This is a genomic window from Lawsonibacter sp. JLR.KK007 (assembly GCF_036941135.1).
Classification (GTDB): Bacteria; Bacillota; Clostridia; order Oscillospirales; family Oscillospiraceae; genus Lawsonibacter.
The window spans coordinates 591,312-604,793 of record NZ_JAYWSY010000001.1 but is presented as its reverse complement, the minus strand read 5'-3'; the positions used below and the strand labels follow the sequence as shown (position 1 = coordinate 604,793).

Annotated in this window: 13 protein-coding genes and 1 riboswitch; of the genes, 1 reads left to right on the top strand and 12 read right to left on the bottom strand. The window is 63.4% G+C overall.

All coding sequences use genetic code 11. From position 1 onward, the window contains the following. Positions 1 to 11: 11 nt before the first annotated feature. From VV088_RS03510 to pyrH, 5 genes are all read right to left on the bottom strand, one after another. Positions 12 to 1,148, bottom strand: coding sequence for a 1-deoxy-D-xylulose-5-phosphate reductoisomerase (locus VV088_RS03510; protein WP_334599405.1), 1,137 nt, complete (start codon positions 1,146 to 1,148; stop codon positions 12 to 14). A gap of 100 nt (positions 1,149 to 1,248) precedes the next feature. Then, the gene (locus VV088_RS03505; RefSeq protein ID WP_334599404.1) at positions 1,249 to 2,067 is read right to left on the bottom strand and encodes a phosphatidate cytidylyltransferase; all 819 of its coding nucleotides are present in this window, start codon (positions 2,065 to 2,067) and stop codon (positions 1,249 to 1,251) included. Between the two features lie 2 nt (positions 2,068 to 2,069). After that, positions 2,070 to 2,816: an isoprenyl transferase gene (locus tag VV088_RS03500; RefSeq protein WP_334599403.1), complete on the bottom strand. Its 747-nt coding sequence runs from the start codon at positions 2,814 to 2,816 to the stop codon at positions 2,070 to 2,072. 72 nt (positions 2,817 to 2,888) lie between these two features. After that, positions 2,889 to 3,443: a ribosome recycling factor gene (gene frr / locus VV088_RS03495; protein ID WP_334599402.1), complete on the bottom strand. Its 555-nt coding sequence runs from the start codon at positions 3,441 to 3,443 to the stop codon at positions 2,889 to 2,891. A 23-nt stretch (positions 3,444 to 3,466) separates the two neighbouring features. Further along, complete coding sequence (gene pyrH / locus VV088_RS03490) at positions 3,467 to 4,180, bottom strand: UMP kinase (protein ID WP_334599401.1); 714 nt, start codon at positions 4,178 to 4,180, stop codon at positions 3,467 to 3,469. 168 nt (positions 4,181 to 4,348) lie between these two features. After that, positions 4,349 to 4,475: riboswitch (FMN riboswitch) on the top strand. A 111-nt stretch (positions 4,476 to 4,586) separates the two neighbouring features. On the opposite strand from pyrH, the gene VV088_RS03485 reads away from it, so the two are divergent. After that, complete coding sequence (locus VV088_RS03485; protein ID WP_334599400.1) at positions 4,587 to 5,213, top strand: ECF transporter S component; 627 nt, start codon at positions 4,587 to 4,589, stop codon at positions 5,211 to 5,213. 46 nt (positions 5,214 to 5,259) lie between these two features. Here VV088_RS03485 and VV088_RS03480 read toward each other — a convergent pair whose 3' ends face one another. From VV088_RS03480 to VV088_RS03450, 7 genes are all read right to left on the bottom strand, one after another. Continuing rightward, entirely contained in the window at positions 5,260 to 5,679 is a 420-nt protein-coding gene (locus tag VV088_RS03480; RefSeq protein WP_334599399.1) for a YjdF family protein, read from the bottom strand. Between the two features lie 214 nt (positions 5,680 to 5,893). Further along, positions 5,894 to 6,583 carry an MgtC/SapB family protein gene (locus tag VV088_RS03475; RefSeq protein WP_334599398.1) on the bottom strand — a complete coding sequence of 230 codons (690 nt, stop codon included), beginning with the start codon at positions 6,581 to 6,583 and terminating at the stop codon, positions 5,894 to 5,896. 11 nt (positions 6,584 to 6,594) lie between these two features. Continuing rightward, a complete protein-coding gene (locus tag VV088_RS03470; RefSeq protein WP_334599397.1) occupies positions 6,595 to 7,308 on the bottom strand; it encodes an MgtC/SapB family protein in 714 nt (237 codons plus the stop codon). Positions 7,309 to 7,434: 126 nt separating this feature from the next. Next, positions 7,435 to 10,893, bottom strand: coding sequence for a DNA polymerase III subunit alpha (locus VV088_RS03465; protein WP_334599396.1), 3,459 nt, complete (start codon positions 10,891 to 10,893; stop codon positions 7,435 to 7,437). 122 nt (positions 10,894 to 11,015) lie between these two features. Next, entirely contained in the window at positions 11,016 to 11,510 is a 495-nt protein-coding gene (locus tag VV088_RS03460) for a GNAT family N-acetyltransferase (protein WP_334599395.1), read from the bottom strand. A gap of 3 nt (positions 11,511 to 11,513) precedes the next feature. Further along, entirely contained in the window at positions 11,514 to 12,401 is an 888-nt protein-coding gene (whiA, locus tag VV088_RS03455) for a DNA-binding protein WhiA (protein WP_334599394.1), read from the bottom strand. Positions 12,402 to 12,403: 2 nt separating this feature from the next. Then, a complete protein-coding gene (locus VV088_RS03450; RefSeq protein WP_334599393.1) occupies positions 12,404 to 13,444 on the bottom strand; it encodes a gluconeogenesis factor YvcK family protein in 1,041 nt (346 codons plus the stop codon). Positions 13,445 to 13,482 lie beyond the last annotated feature (38 nt).

Genomic DNA, 13,482 nt, shown 5'->3' with positions numbered 1-13,482 from the left:
CCTCCAAAGGTTTACATAACAGACTCCCGGGCCGCCTGGTCCGCGTCCAGGATGTCCTGCATGGTGGGGTTCTGGACCGGCGGCACCTGGGCCATGGCCTTCTCCACCTTGGCGGCGATGTCCAAAAAGCCGGTCTTCCCCGCCAGGAACTGGGCGACAGCCTCCTCGTTGGCCCCGTTGAGGATGGCCCCCGCGGTGCCGCCGGTCTTAGCCGCCTCCAGGGCCAGGGCCAGACAGGGAAAAGCCTCCAGGTCGGGGGCGCCGAAGGTGAGAGGGCCGCAGTTCCACAGGTCCAGAGGGGCAGACGGTCCGGGCACCCGCTTGGGGTAGGTCAGGGCGTACTGGATGGGCAGGCGCATATCGGGCGCGCCCAGCTGAGCCAGCATGGCATTATCACAGTATTCCACCAACGAGTGGATCATACTCTCCCGATGGACCACAACCGAAATTTTTTCCACCGGCATGCGATACAGGTGCATGGCCTCGATAACCTCCAGGCCCTTGTTCATCAGGGTGGCGGAGTCCACGGTGATCTTGGCCCCCATGGACCAGTTGGGATGCTTCAGGGCGTCCTCCACCGTTATGCCGGCCAGCTCCGCCCGCGTTCTGCCGTAAAAGGGCCCGCCGGAGCAGGTGAGGATCAGCCGCTTCACCTCGCCCCGGTCCCGGTTGGCCTCCAGGCACTGGAACAGAGCGGAGTGCTCCGAATCCACCGGGTAGAGCTTCGCGCCGTAGTCCTTGGCCTCCTCCAGGACAAGGGGGCCGGCGCAGACCAGCGTCTCCTTGTTGGCCAGGCAGACCCGCTTACCCTCCCGGATGGCGGCCAGGGTGGGCCGCAGGCCCGCCATGCCCACCAGGGCGGCAATGGCCGCGTCCGCGCTGGAGATGGTGGCCGCCTCCAGCACCCCCTCCAGCCCGCTGAGGACGTGGATGTTGGTGTCCGCCAAACGGACCCGCAGGTCGGCGGCGGCCTTCTCGTCCGCCAGGGCGGCAATGGCCGGCCGAAACCGCCGGGCCTGCTCCTCCATCAGCTTGACGCTGGAGTTGGCCGCCAGCGCCGCGGCCTCCATGCCGCAGGCGGCAATCACTTCCAAGGACTGCCGCCCGATGGAACCGGTGGAACCTAAAACTGTCACCTTTTGGCTCATAATTGTGTTCCTTTCTATGCAAACACCCCAGGATTGCATCCAAAATCCCCCCGTTGCAAAGGGAGGCTTCTGCCGCTGCGGCGGGACGGGGACGCTGTTCTCAAAACGCCGGCAGAACCTCCACCAGCAGCAGCAGCATGGGGGCCGCGAAGGTGGTGGAATCAAACCGGTCCAACATCCCGCCGTGGCCGGGCAGAAGGGCGCCGTAGTCCTTCACATGGTGCTGCCGCTTGATCAGAGAAAAGGACAGGTCCCCCAGCTCGGTGATGGCGCTGCCCAGCAGGCCGTACAGAGCCATAACCGGCAGTTTGACTGTCACCCCGCCAAAATACTGCACCAGCCAGCCGTAGAGCAGCATGCACAGGCACCCGGTGACGATGCCTCCGATGTAGCCCTCCAGCGACTTGTTGGGGCTGACCTGGGTGATCCCCCGGTGCCGCCCCAGAAAGACTCCAAAAAAGTACGCCCCGATATCGGTGGTGAAGGCGCAGATCACCGGCAGCAGCACGTAAAACTGTCCGCAGTCAAACCACTTCAGCTGCACCAGGGCGGACAAAAAGACCGGGATGCCGATGCCGCCGAAGAGGCAGACCATAATGCTGCTGAAGCTGATCTCCCCCTCCGCGCCGTACTGACGCAGGGCCGGGAGGAACAGAGCCGCCATCAGCAAAAGGGCCGCCGCCCGGGCGGTCCAGCCGCCGAAGCCCACCCCGTGTCCCAGGGGGATCAGGACGGCGGCCACGGCGGTGACGGCGTACATCCCATTGTGGTGGGGCACCTGAGCGGCCCGCAGCAGCTCGAAGGAGGCCATCCCGGCGATAAAGGCCACCAGCACCGCCAGCGCCAGGGGGGGCAGAAGGTAGAGGGCCGCCAGAAAGGCCGGTCCCAGCGCCACACCCACAAGAATCCGAGTTGCCAACGCTACACACCTCCAAACCGGCGGTCCCGGCTTTGATACGCGGCAATGGCCCGGTGGAGCTCCTCCTTAGAGAAGTCGGGCCACAGCACATCCGTGATATAAAACTCCGAATAGGCCGCCTGCCATAGCAAAAAGTTGGACAGCCGCAGCTCCCCGCTGGTGCGGATCACCAGATCCGGGTCGGGGACGCCCTGGGAGTAGAGATAGCCGCCGAACCGGTCCACCGTCAGGTGATTGGGATCGGCTTTGCCGTCGATGCAGTCCTGGGCAAAGGCCCGGGCCGCCCGGACCAGCTCGTCCCGGCCCCCGTAGTTCAGGCAGATGTTCACCTGACAGCCCTCGTAGTGCCGGGAAATTTCCCGGGTCCGCTCACACAACTCCCGCAGCTCCGGGGTCAGGGGGGACAGGTCGCCAAAAAATTCCATCTTCACCCGGTCCCGCTCCATCTGGGCGATGGCCTCCAGCAGGTACTTTTTCAGCAGGCCCATAATGGCTCCCACCTCCTCCTCCGGCCGCTTCCAGTTTTCTGAGGAGAACGCATAGACGGTGAGGTAGTCCAGGCCGATGTCCTTGCAGTAGGTGGCAATGGTGCGGAAGGTCTCCGCTCCCGCCGCATGACCTGCCGTTCGGGGCAGGCCCCGCTTCTTGGCCCAGCGGCCGTTGCCGTCCATAATGATGGCGATGTGCCGGGGCAGACGGGAGAAGTCCACCTCGGTCTGCGCTGCCATTTTTTTGGAAAAGAGGGCCATGGGCGGTCGCTCCTTTTTCATGTTTCTATGCCGGGAAACGGGCCGGTGTCCTCACCGGCCCGCTGTCTGCAGTTACACCGCCATCAGTTCCTTTTCCTTCTTGGCGGTCAGGTCGTCGATGTCCTTGCACCGCTTGTCGGTCATGTCCTGAAGCTCCTTCTCCAGCTTCTTCTGGTCGTCCTCGGTCAGCTCGGACTTTTTGGTCTTCTTCTTGATGTCATCCATGGCGTCCCGGCGAATGTTCCGCAGGGCCACCTTGCCCTCCTCGCCGTACTTGCGCACCTGCTTGGTCAGCTCCTTGCGGCGCTCCTCGGTGAGCTGGGGGAAGGCCAGACGGAGGACCCGGCCGTCGTTCTGGGGGTTGATGCCCAGGTCGGAGGTCTGGATGGCCTTCTCAATGGCCTTCAGCAGGGACATGTCGTAGGGCTGGATGGTCAGGGTCCGGGGATCGGGGGAACCGATGTTGGCCACCTGGTTCAGCGGCGTGGGAGCGCCGTAATACTCCACCATGATCCGGTCCAGCACGCCGGCGTTGGCCCGGCCCGCCCGGACGGCGGCGAAATTGGATTTAACCACCTCAATGGTCTTCTGCATTCTCTCATCATAGCTTACGATCTCAGGGCTCATGGTCATTACTTCCTTTCTTGTTTTTATCCCACAATGGTCCCAATGGTCTCGCCCATCACCGCGCGGTAGATGTTTTCCGGGTCCTTGAGTGCGAAGAGGAGCACCGGGATCTTGTTGTCCATCGACAGCGATGTGGCGGTGGAGTCCATCACCTTCAGGTGCTGAGCCAAAACGTCGTCGTAGGAAATGGCGTCGTACTTCGTGGCGGTGGGGTCCAGCTTGGGGTCGGCGGAGTAGACGCCGTCGATGTTCTTGGCCAGGAGGATGACGTCCGCGTCGATCTCGGCGGCCCGGAGAACGGCGGCGGTGTCGGTGGAGAAGAAAGGATTGCCGGTGCCGCAGCCGAAAATGACCACGCGGCCCTTCTCCAGATGGCGGATGGCCTTGGAGCGGATGTAGGGCTCGGCCACGGCCTGCATCCCGATGGCGGTCTGTACCCGGACCTCCACCCCCTTCTGCTCCAGCACGTCGGCCACGGCCAAGGCGTTGATGGCGGTGGCCAGCATACCCATATGATCGGCCCGGACCCGCTCCATGGCTCCGCCGCCGTCCTTCACACCCCGCCAGAAGTTGCCGCCGCCTACCACAACGCCCACCTGGACCCCACGGTCCACACAGCGTTTGATCACGTCGCAGACCCGGCCGATCACCTGGAAGTCCAACCCCCGGGAAGCCTCTCCTGCCAGGGCTTCGCCGCTGATTTTCAGCAGCACGCGTTTATACTTGGGCTGATCCATGAACTACCCCTCCTGTTCGTTTTCTTGCCTCTATTTTAATATATTTTTTACCGTTTGCATAGAGGGTAAGTCAAACTTTTTCAAATTGTCCACAATTTGCCCGTCCGGCGAAAATTAGGGGTTGCATTTTCTCCGCCGCTGTCGTATAATAGAGCAGACAACTGGATACGATGTCTTCAGGGCGGGGTGAAATTCCCCACTGGCGGTAAAGTCCGCGACCGGACACGGAAACGTGTCCGCTGACCCGGTGAAACTCCGGGACCAACGGTTACAGTCCGGATGGAAGAAGATGTGTGTGAAACAAAACACGCGCCGTTTTGGTGCGCGCAAGCACGCCTCCTTGTTTGTTTTGACACCTGGAAGACATGGTCTTTCAGCGGTCAAATACAAAAAAGGAGTGTTTTTTATGTCCAATCCCGCCACTGTCTCCCATTCCAGACGCGCCATCTCCACCCGGGCCATCACCGTCACCGCTATGCTCTCGGCGGTGGCCTGCGTCCTGAACATCTTCGACTTCCCCATCCCCTTCCTGATCCCCGCCTTCATCAAAATGGACATCGCTGACCTGCCCGAGCTGCTGGCCGCCTTCTCCCTGGGGCCCTGGTACGGCGTGACCGTCACCTTCCTGAAGAACCTGCTCAAGGTCATCATCAAGGGCACCTCCACCGCCTACGCCGGCGAGCTGTGCAATTTCATCCTGGGCGCCGCCTTCTCCTTTACCGCCGGGGTGATCTACCACTACAAGAAGTCCCGGAAGAGCGCCCTCATCGGCGCGCTGGCCGGGGCGGCGGTGATGGCTCTGCTCTCCATCCCCTGCAACTACTTCATCTCCTACCCTGTCTACACCAAGTTCATGGCAATCGACAAGATCATCGCCGCGTATCAGGCGATCCGCCCCGGCGTCAACGGCCTTCTGGAGTGCCTGATTATCTTCAACGCCCCCTTCACCCTGCTCAAAGGGCTGCTCACTGCCGCCCTGTGTTTCCTGGTCTACAAGCCCCTCTCCCCTATCCTCCACGGCGCCGGCAAATAAACCGGAAGCAGTCCTCCTCCTCTCTCACCAAAAGCGGGACAGGTTTTCACCTGCCCCGCTTTTTTGCGCGCTTTTTTTGCTGGCGCAGGAGGTACTTTTCCTGCCGCTCCTGCTCCCGGCGGCTTTGGACGTCCCGTTTCCGGGCCAGTCCCTCCTGCTCCCGCTGACGGCTTAGAGCCTCCTGGGCCCGGGTGCTGACGCCCCGCTCCCCGGTGGCCGCACGGGCCTCCCGCTGGACCCGTTTGGGATTCCTGTGCTCCGGAGCAGGGCGCTCCCCCTCCGCCGCCGGGCTGAACCGCAGCCTGTGCCACTCCGTTTCGATCCACTCATAGAGCTGGGCGTCGGTGGGTTCGGCTCCAAAGACGGCTCTGGCCGCCGAATACCCTGACTCGTCCCACCGCTCCGCGATCCCCACCCAGAAGGGCGGCTGGAACAGCACGGTAAAGCTGCTTGCATGTCGGTCCATATTCAGTTTCCTCCCTGATTGTGTGTCAGAGAATGGACGACCCGGGAGGGAAGGTTACTGACGGGAGCGCGGCCCGCGGACGGACTACCTACCGCCCTGTGTTTTTATCTCTGCAGTGCCATTATACCAGATCCGAACCAGCTTTGCAAATACCGCCTCCCTCTGCGATGGGAGGCGGTTTCACTTCTCTGTAAGTGCTGCTCCTGGATATCCCTTACGTCTCCACCACGGCCAGCACATCGTCCACGCTGGTCAGGGCCTGGAAGATCTCCTCCCGCCCCGCTCCCTGCCGGGAGCTGAGGGCCAGAACAGCGCAGGACGCCCCGGTCTCGTCGTTTTTCCGGTTGATCTCCAGGTCTACAATCTTCACGCCCAGCATATGGCACCGGTCCACCACCTCCTCCAGGCAGGAGGGCTTGGTATACTCCACATACACGCCGATCTCCCGGTTGCTCCGGAGCAGACGGTACTCCAGTTTGGAGAAAAACACCTCTGCCACCAGCACCAGGATGGTGGTATACACCGCCCCCTCGTAAAACCCGAAGCCGCAGCACAGGCCCACAATCGCCACCACCCACAGCCCCGCCGCGGTGGTCAGGCCCTTCACCCGCCGCCGCCGGGTCACCATGATGGTGCCCGCGCCGATAAAACCGATGCCGGACACCACTCCGGCCCCCATGCGGGCCACGTCCAGATAATAGTGCATCGTCACAAACAAATGCACGCTGGTCATGGCGGCGATGGCCGCCCCCAGACAGATCAGGATATGGGTGCGGAAGCCGGCGGGCCGGCGCTTCTCCGCCCGCTCGATGCCGATCACGCCGCCGCACAACAGCGCCAGCGCCACCCGGAAGACAACGCCGGACAGGCCCATCCCCCGCAAAAAATCCAATTCGTGCAGCATATCCCCGCCTCCTATATCTCGTCGATGGCCCGCACGTCCGGGCTGTAGGACAGATTGGCCAGCAGTTTGGTGTGGGACTGGCTTTTTGGCAAATGCAGATAGAGCACTACGCTGACTCCACCGCCGCTCTGTCCCTTCCGCTCCAGCTCCACGTCGAAGATCTGGATGCCCATGGCCTTCAGCAGGGCGATAAAGTCCCGCAGGCGCTCGGGGGACACCAGCTCCACATACAGATTCATGTTCCGGGACCGGGACAGCAGAAATTCCTCGATCCGGGGCAGCACCTTGATGCTCAGGAAAATGGCTGCGAAGCCCGCCAGCGCCCCCTCGTAGAACCCGGCTCCAATGGCCACGCCCAGGCAGGCCGAGGCCCACAGCCCCGCCGCGGTGGTCAGCCCCTTCACCTCCGACTGGTCGGTGATCAGGATGGTGCCCGCCCCCAGAAAGCCCACTCCGCCGATGGCCTTGGCCCCGATGCGGGAGACGTCGATCTTCTTCTCCAGCAGCGCCGAGACCTCCGCCCACTGGGTATTCATCATCACCCACAGATACTGACTCAGCACACCGGTCATGGCGGACCCCAGGCACACCAGCATATAGGTGCGAAAGCCCGCCGGACGCCGCTTGTGCTCCCGGTTGACCCCGATCATCCCGCCGCACAGCACCGCCAGCGTCAGCCGCAGGAGGACGGAGGGCATATTGAATTCCCGCAGAGCGTCCAGCATGTTTCTCTCCTTTGCAGTTCGTGACCGAAGCTCCTCCGCACAGTTGGAGAAGCTTCGGGGTTTGGGACCAGCAGTTTATCCCCCACCACTCAAAATCCCACCGCTCCATACAGCCGCTGCATTCGTCTACTGCACCACCACATTCTCCTGCCCCAGCCGCTCGGTCAGCTCCTGCACCAGGGCGGGGTGTATCTCGCAGCGGGAGCCCAGCAGCTTTTTGCAGTCCTCAAAGTAGAGCTTGACCTCCTGCGACCCAGGGAAGAAGGACAGGGCCAGCCGCACCTTCCGCAGGCGGGGGTCCTCCCGGCTGGGCAGACGCAGGTACAGGGTCTCTCCTTTGCCCTGGACCGCCTCCAGATGAGACAGGGGACTGACCGAGTCCACCATCAGCTGGGGTTCCTTCTCCTCCCGGACGGAGATCTTCCCGGTGGCCAGAACGGGCACGTTCTCCTTGATACAGCTCCCGCTCTCGTCCAGGACGCGGGAGAAGCACAGCAGCTCTATGGTGCCGGTGCTGTCCTCCAGGTTGACATAGGCCATCAGGGTGTTGTTTCGGGTGGTTTTGGTCTTGACGCCCGCGATGACTCCGGCGATGGACACCCGCTGGCCGTCCCGGTACTCCCGGGGACCCGCCGTCTCCTCGAAATCCTCCAGAATGGAGCCGATGGACGCCGCGCCGTGCTGCTTGGCCAGCTCCTGGTACTGGTCCATAGGGTGGCCGCTGAGATAGAGTCCAGTGGTCTCCTTCTCCATGTTCATCATCTCCTGGAGGCTGTACTCTGGCACATCGGGAAGCACCAGAGCCGGCAGGGAGATCGCCGCCTCCCCGCCGCCCAGTCCGAACAAATCCATCTGACCATCCACGTTCCGCTTCCGGGTGGCGGCGATGCCGTCCAGCGCCTGCCCAAAGACCCGCATCAGCTGGGAGCGGCGGCAGCCCATGGCGTCGAAGGCGCCGCTCTTGATCAGGCTCTCCACCATGCGCTGGTTGATGTCGTGGTCGTAAAGCCGGTCGCAGAAGTCCATAAAGTCGGAAAAGGGACCGTTCTGCTCCCGCTCGGCCAGCAGACTGTTGATAAACCCCCAGCCCACCCCCTTCAGGGCCACCAGGCCGAAGCGGATTCCCTCCTCCACCACGGTGAAGTCGGCGCCCGACTGGTTGACGTCGGGAGGCAGGACCGGGATGCCCATCTCCCGGCAGGTGGCGATGTATTTGGACACCTTTTTGCCGCTGTCCAGCACCGAGGTGAGCAGAGCGGCCATGTACTCTTTGGGGTGGTGGCACTTGAGCCAGGCGGTCTGGTAGCTGACGATGGCGTACACCAGGGAGTGGGATTTATTGAAGGCGTACTCGGCAAAGTCGGAGATGTCGTCATAGATGGCCTGAGCCGCATCCTCCGGCACGCCGTTTTGGGCGCAGCCGGCGATGTTCCGGGCGGGGTCGCCATGGAGGAACGCCTCCCGCTCCCGCTGGATGTCCTTGGCCTTTTTCTTGGACATGGCCCGGCGGACCATGTCCGCCTGGCCGACGGAGTAGCCTGCCAGGTCCTGGAAAATCTGAATCACCTGCTCCTGGTAGACAATGCACCCGTAGGTGGTGGCCAGGATGGGTTCCAGGGAGGGGTGCCGGTAGGTGATCTTTTCCGGATTGTGCTTGCTCTCGATGAATTTTGGGATGGAGGACATGGGGCCGGGGCGGTACAGGGCGATGATGGCGGTGATATCCTCAATGTCCCGGGGCTTCAGACTGACGCACACTCCGGTCATGCCCGGCGACTCCATCTGAAACACCCCGGAGGTCTTCCCTTCGGCCAGCATGGCCATGGTCTCGGGGTCGTTGTCCGGGATACTTTTGATGGCAAAGCCGGGGAGCTTTTTCCGGATCAGCCGGGCGGCGTCGTCCAGCAGGGTCATGTTGCGCAGGCTGAGAAAGTCCATCTTCAGCAGGCCCAGCTCCTCCAAGGGACTGGCGGTGTACTGGGTCACAGGCTGGCCGTCCTTGGAGGCGGCCAGAGGGACGTAGTCCACCACCGGACGGCGGGTAATCACCACCCCGGCCGGATGGACGGAGGCATTCCGAGGGGTGCCTTCCAGGGCCATGGCGGCGTCGATGAGCTTTTTTACCCGGGGTTCCCTGTCGCAGCTCTCCTTCAGCTGCTTGGACAGCACCAGAGCCTCGGCGATGGTGGTCCGGCTGTCCGGGATCAGCTTGGACAGCGTATTCCGCTCCTGGACGCTGAAGCCCATCGCCCGGCCCACATCCTGCACCGCCGCCTTGGCCTGGAGGGTGTTGAAGGTGACGATCTGGGCCACGTGGTCCTCGCCGTACTTGTTCTTGACATAGTCGATGACCTCCTGCCGCCGCCGGGCGCAGAAGTCGATATCCAGGTCGGGCATGGAGATCCGCTCCGGATTGAGGAACCGCTCAAAGAAGAGGCTGTAGCGCATGGGGTCCACGTCGGTGATGTTCAGGCAGTAGGACACCATGGAACCCGCCCCCGAGCCCCGGCCGGGACCCACCTGGATGTCCTGGTTCTTGGCGTAGGCCACAAAGTCGTGGACGATGAGGAAATAGTCCACAAAGCCCATCTGGCGGATGACCCCCATCTCGTGGCGCAGCCGCTTCTCCTGCTCCGGGGAGGGCTCCGGGTAGCGCCAGGCAAAGCCGTCGCTGCACAGCTTTTCAAAGTAGGCGTCCCCGTCGGTCCAGCCCTCGGGGAGCTGGAACTGGGGCAGATGGTATGTTCCGAACTGGAAGTCCACATTGCACAGCTGGGCCACCTTCGCCGTGTTGGCAATGGCCTCCGGGTGGTCGGGGAAGAGGGCGGCCATCTCCTCCTCCGACTTGACATAAAACTCCTGGCTGTCCATCCGCATGCGGCCGGGGTCGTCCAGGGTCTTGTCCATCTGGATGCACATGAGGATGTCCTGAAGCTGCGCGTCCTCCCGGGACAGGTAGTGAGCGTCGTTGGTGGCGATGAGGGGGATGCCCGTCTCCTGGCTGAGGCGGATGAGGCCGGGATTCACCTGCTTCTGCTTGTCCAGACCGTGGTTTTGCATCTCCAGGTAGTAGCCGTCCTCCCCGAAGAGGGCGCGCATCTCCAGGGCTGCCTCCTTGGCCTTGTCGTACTGGCCCGCCAGCAGCAGCTTGGGAATTTCGCCCGAGATGCAGGCGGAGCAGGCGATCAGCCCCTCCGCGTGCTCCCGCAGCAGGTCCAGGTCGATCCGGGGACGGATGTAGAAGCCCTCCAGATAGCCCTGGGACACCAGAAAGGACAGATTCCGGTAGCCCTCCTCGTTCCGGCAGAGGAGGATCAGATGGCTGTAGCTGGAGTCGAACTCGTGGACCTTCTGAAACCGGGTGCGCCCCCGGGGGGCCACGTACACCTCACAGCCGATGATAGGCTTGATCCCCGCGCCCTTGCAGGCCCGGTAGAACTCCACCACCCCGTACATGTTGCCGTGATCGGTGATGGCCACCGCCTCCTGGCCCAGCTCCTTCACCCGCTCCACCAGCCTGCTGATCCGGCAGGCTCCGTCCAGCAGGGAAAACTCCGTATGTAAGTGCAAGTGGACAAAGGACATGGCGGTACCTCCTCGTTCTTTACATTCAGTCCAAGCCTTCTGCTTTTCGCCTCGGCTCCCACACACCCGGCTCCGCCGGGAGTCCCCTTTGCCAAGGGGACCCTTTGGTGCGTCTGCCCGCTTTACTCCGTCTGCTCGGGCCGGGCGGCCTCCTGCAGGGTCTCGCCGGTAAGACGGTAAACCGTCCACTCATCCATGGGGACGGCGTGCATTTTCTTGGTGTAGAAGTCGATGGAGGGCTGGTTCCAGTCCAGGCAGGACCACTCCAGCCGCCCGCAGCCCCGCTCCACGGCAATCCGGGCCAGCTCCTTCAGCAGGGCCTTGCCGTAGCCCTTCCCCCGCTCCTGGGGGAGGACGAACAAGTCCTCCAAATAGATCCCCGCCCGGCCCAGGAAGGTGGAGAAGTTGTGGAAAAACAGGGCCATCCCCACCGCTCTCCCCTCGGCCATAGCGAAGATAATCTCCGCCTTCTGCTTCTCAAACAGCCACTCCCGCAGCAGCTCGGGGGTGGCCACCACCTGGCCGGACATTTTTTCGTAATCCGCCAGGGCGCGGATAAAGGTTAAAATCAATTCCTCGTCGCCGGGCGCGGCGGGACGGAAGGTACAGGTTGACATAAATTACCCCTTTCCCAGCTCCACCAGCTTGCGCAGCCGGTGGTTGAGGGCAGATTTTGTGATGGGCGGGTCGCACCGCTGGGCCAGCTGGGCCAGGGTGTCCTCGGGATGGGCCAGGCGCAGGGCGGCCGCCTCCCGGAGCTTGTCCGGCAGGGTGATCAGCGTGCCGGAGCCCTCCAACCGGCGGATGGCCTCCACCTGGGACATGGCGGCCTCCACCGCCTTGTCCAGATTGGCGGCGTCGCAGTTCACCCGGCGGTTGACGCTCCCCCGCAGGTCCCGCTCCAGCTTGGCGTTCATCACCTCCATGGCGGCCAGGGGCGCGCCGATACAGGTGAGAAAATCCTCGATCTTTTCGCTCTGCTTGAAGTAGATCACCGCGTTTCCCTTGCGCTGGGCGGATTTTGGCTCCTGGTCCAGCTCCCGCATCAGGGCCAGCACCTCCCGGCTGACGCTGTGGTGCGAGGTGGCCAGCTCCAGGTGATAGCTCTTCCAGGGGTCGGTGACCGACCCCCCCGCCAGAAAGGCCCCCCGGAGGAAGGACGCGCGGCAGCAGCTCTCCTCCAGCAGGGCGTAGTTGACGTGGAGGGACACCGCCCTGGGGTCCGCGCCGAAGGTTTGGTGGAGGACCGCCAGTTTGTCCGGGTCCTCCATGGTGAACACCTGCTTGCCGCCCCCTTCGGGCAGGCGGTCGAATGGGAGATGGAAGGCTTTTTTGAACAGGACGGGCAGCCGCTGGGCGAAGGCCCCGTTCTCGGTGACCAGTCTCGCCTCCCGGCTGTGGAAGGTGTTGCAGTAGAGCAGCGCGCCGTAGGCCTCCGCCTGGGCACAGCACTTGCGGCTCAGAGGGGCGCGGCACAGCTCGGTTTTCACGTCAGCGGCAAAGGACATGGTCACTCCTCCAGTATATACCGCCGGGCCCCCCGGAAGATGCGCACCGCCCGGCTGCGGTAAATTTCCAGAACCGCCTGAGCCAGCCGGTCCGGGTCGTGGCGGGCGAAGTCGCCGTCGGCGGAAGCCACCGGCCGCTCCACCAGCTCCAGGCCCAGGGCGGCGATGCGCTCCCGGTCCACCGTCAGGGGGACGGCGTCCTCCTCCCGGTACTTCTCCAGCAGGCCGGGCCGCACCGGGGCGGTGTTGGCCAGGCACAGGTCCACCAGCCCCGGCTCCCCGTGGGCCAGCAGGGCCTCCAGGTGGTCGGCGGCGGTGTAACCCTCCGTCTCGCCGTCCTGGGTCATGATGTTGCAGATGTACAGCTTGGGAGCCTCCGACTGGGCGATGGCATGGGCCACCCCCTCCACCAGCAGGTTTGGAATGATGCTGGTGTACAGGCTCCCCGGCCCCAGCAGGATCAGGTCCGCCTCCCCGATGGCCTTCAATGCCGCCGGAGTGGCCGCCGGACTGCGGGGGATCAGGTTGACATGGTGGATGCGGCAGTCCTGCTCCTTTTTGAAGGCAGCGATTTGGGACTCCCCCACCACGCGGGCGTCGTTGGCAAAGACGGCCTCCAGCTGCACATCGGCGCTGGTCACCGGGATCACCTGGCCGGTGATGGCCAGAACATAGCTCATCTCGGCCACCGCCTCCTCAAAGGAGCCGGTGATGCCGTTAAGGGCGGCCAGAATCAGGTTGCCGAAGGACTGGCCCGCCAGCACTCCCTCAGAGAAGCGGTAGGTCAGCAGCCGCTCCATGATGGGTTCGGTGTTGGCCAGAGCCTCCATACAGTGGCGGATGTCCCCCGGCGGGGGGATGCGCAGGTCCTGGCGCAGGGCGCCGGAGCCTCCTCCGTTGTCCGCCACCGTGACGATGGCGGTGAGGTTCTGGGTGTATTTTTTCAGCCCCCGCAGCATGGTGGACAGCCCCGTCCCGCCGCCCACCGCGACAATTTTTGGCCCCCGCTCCCACAGCTGGAGGGTGGGATATGCTTCACTCATCCGTTTTCCTTTCTTCCGGCTCCGGCCAGTCCAGCTGG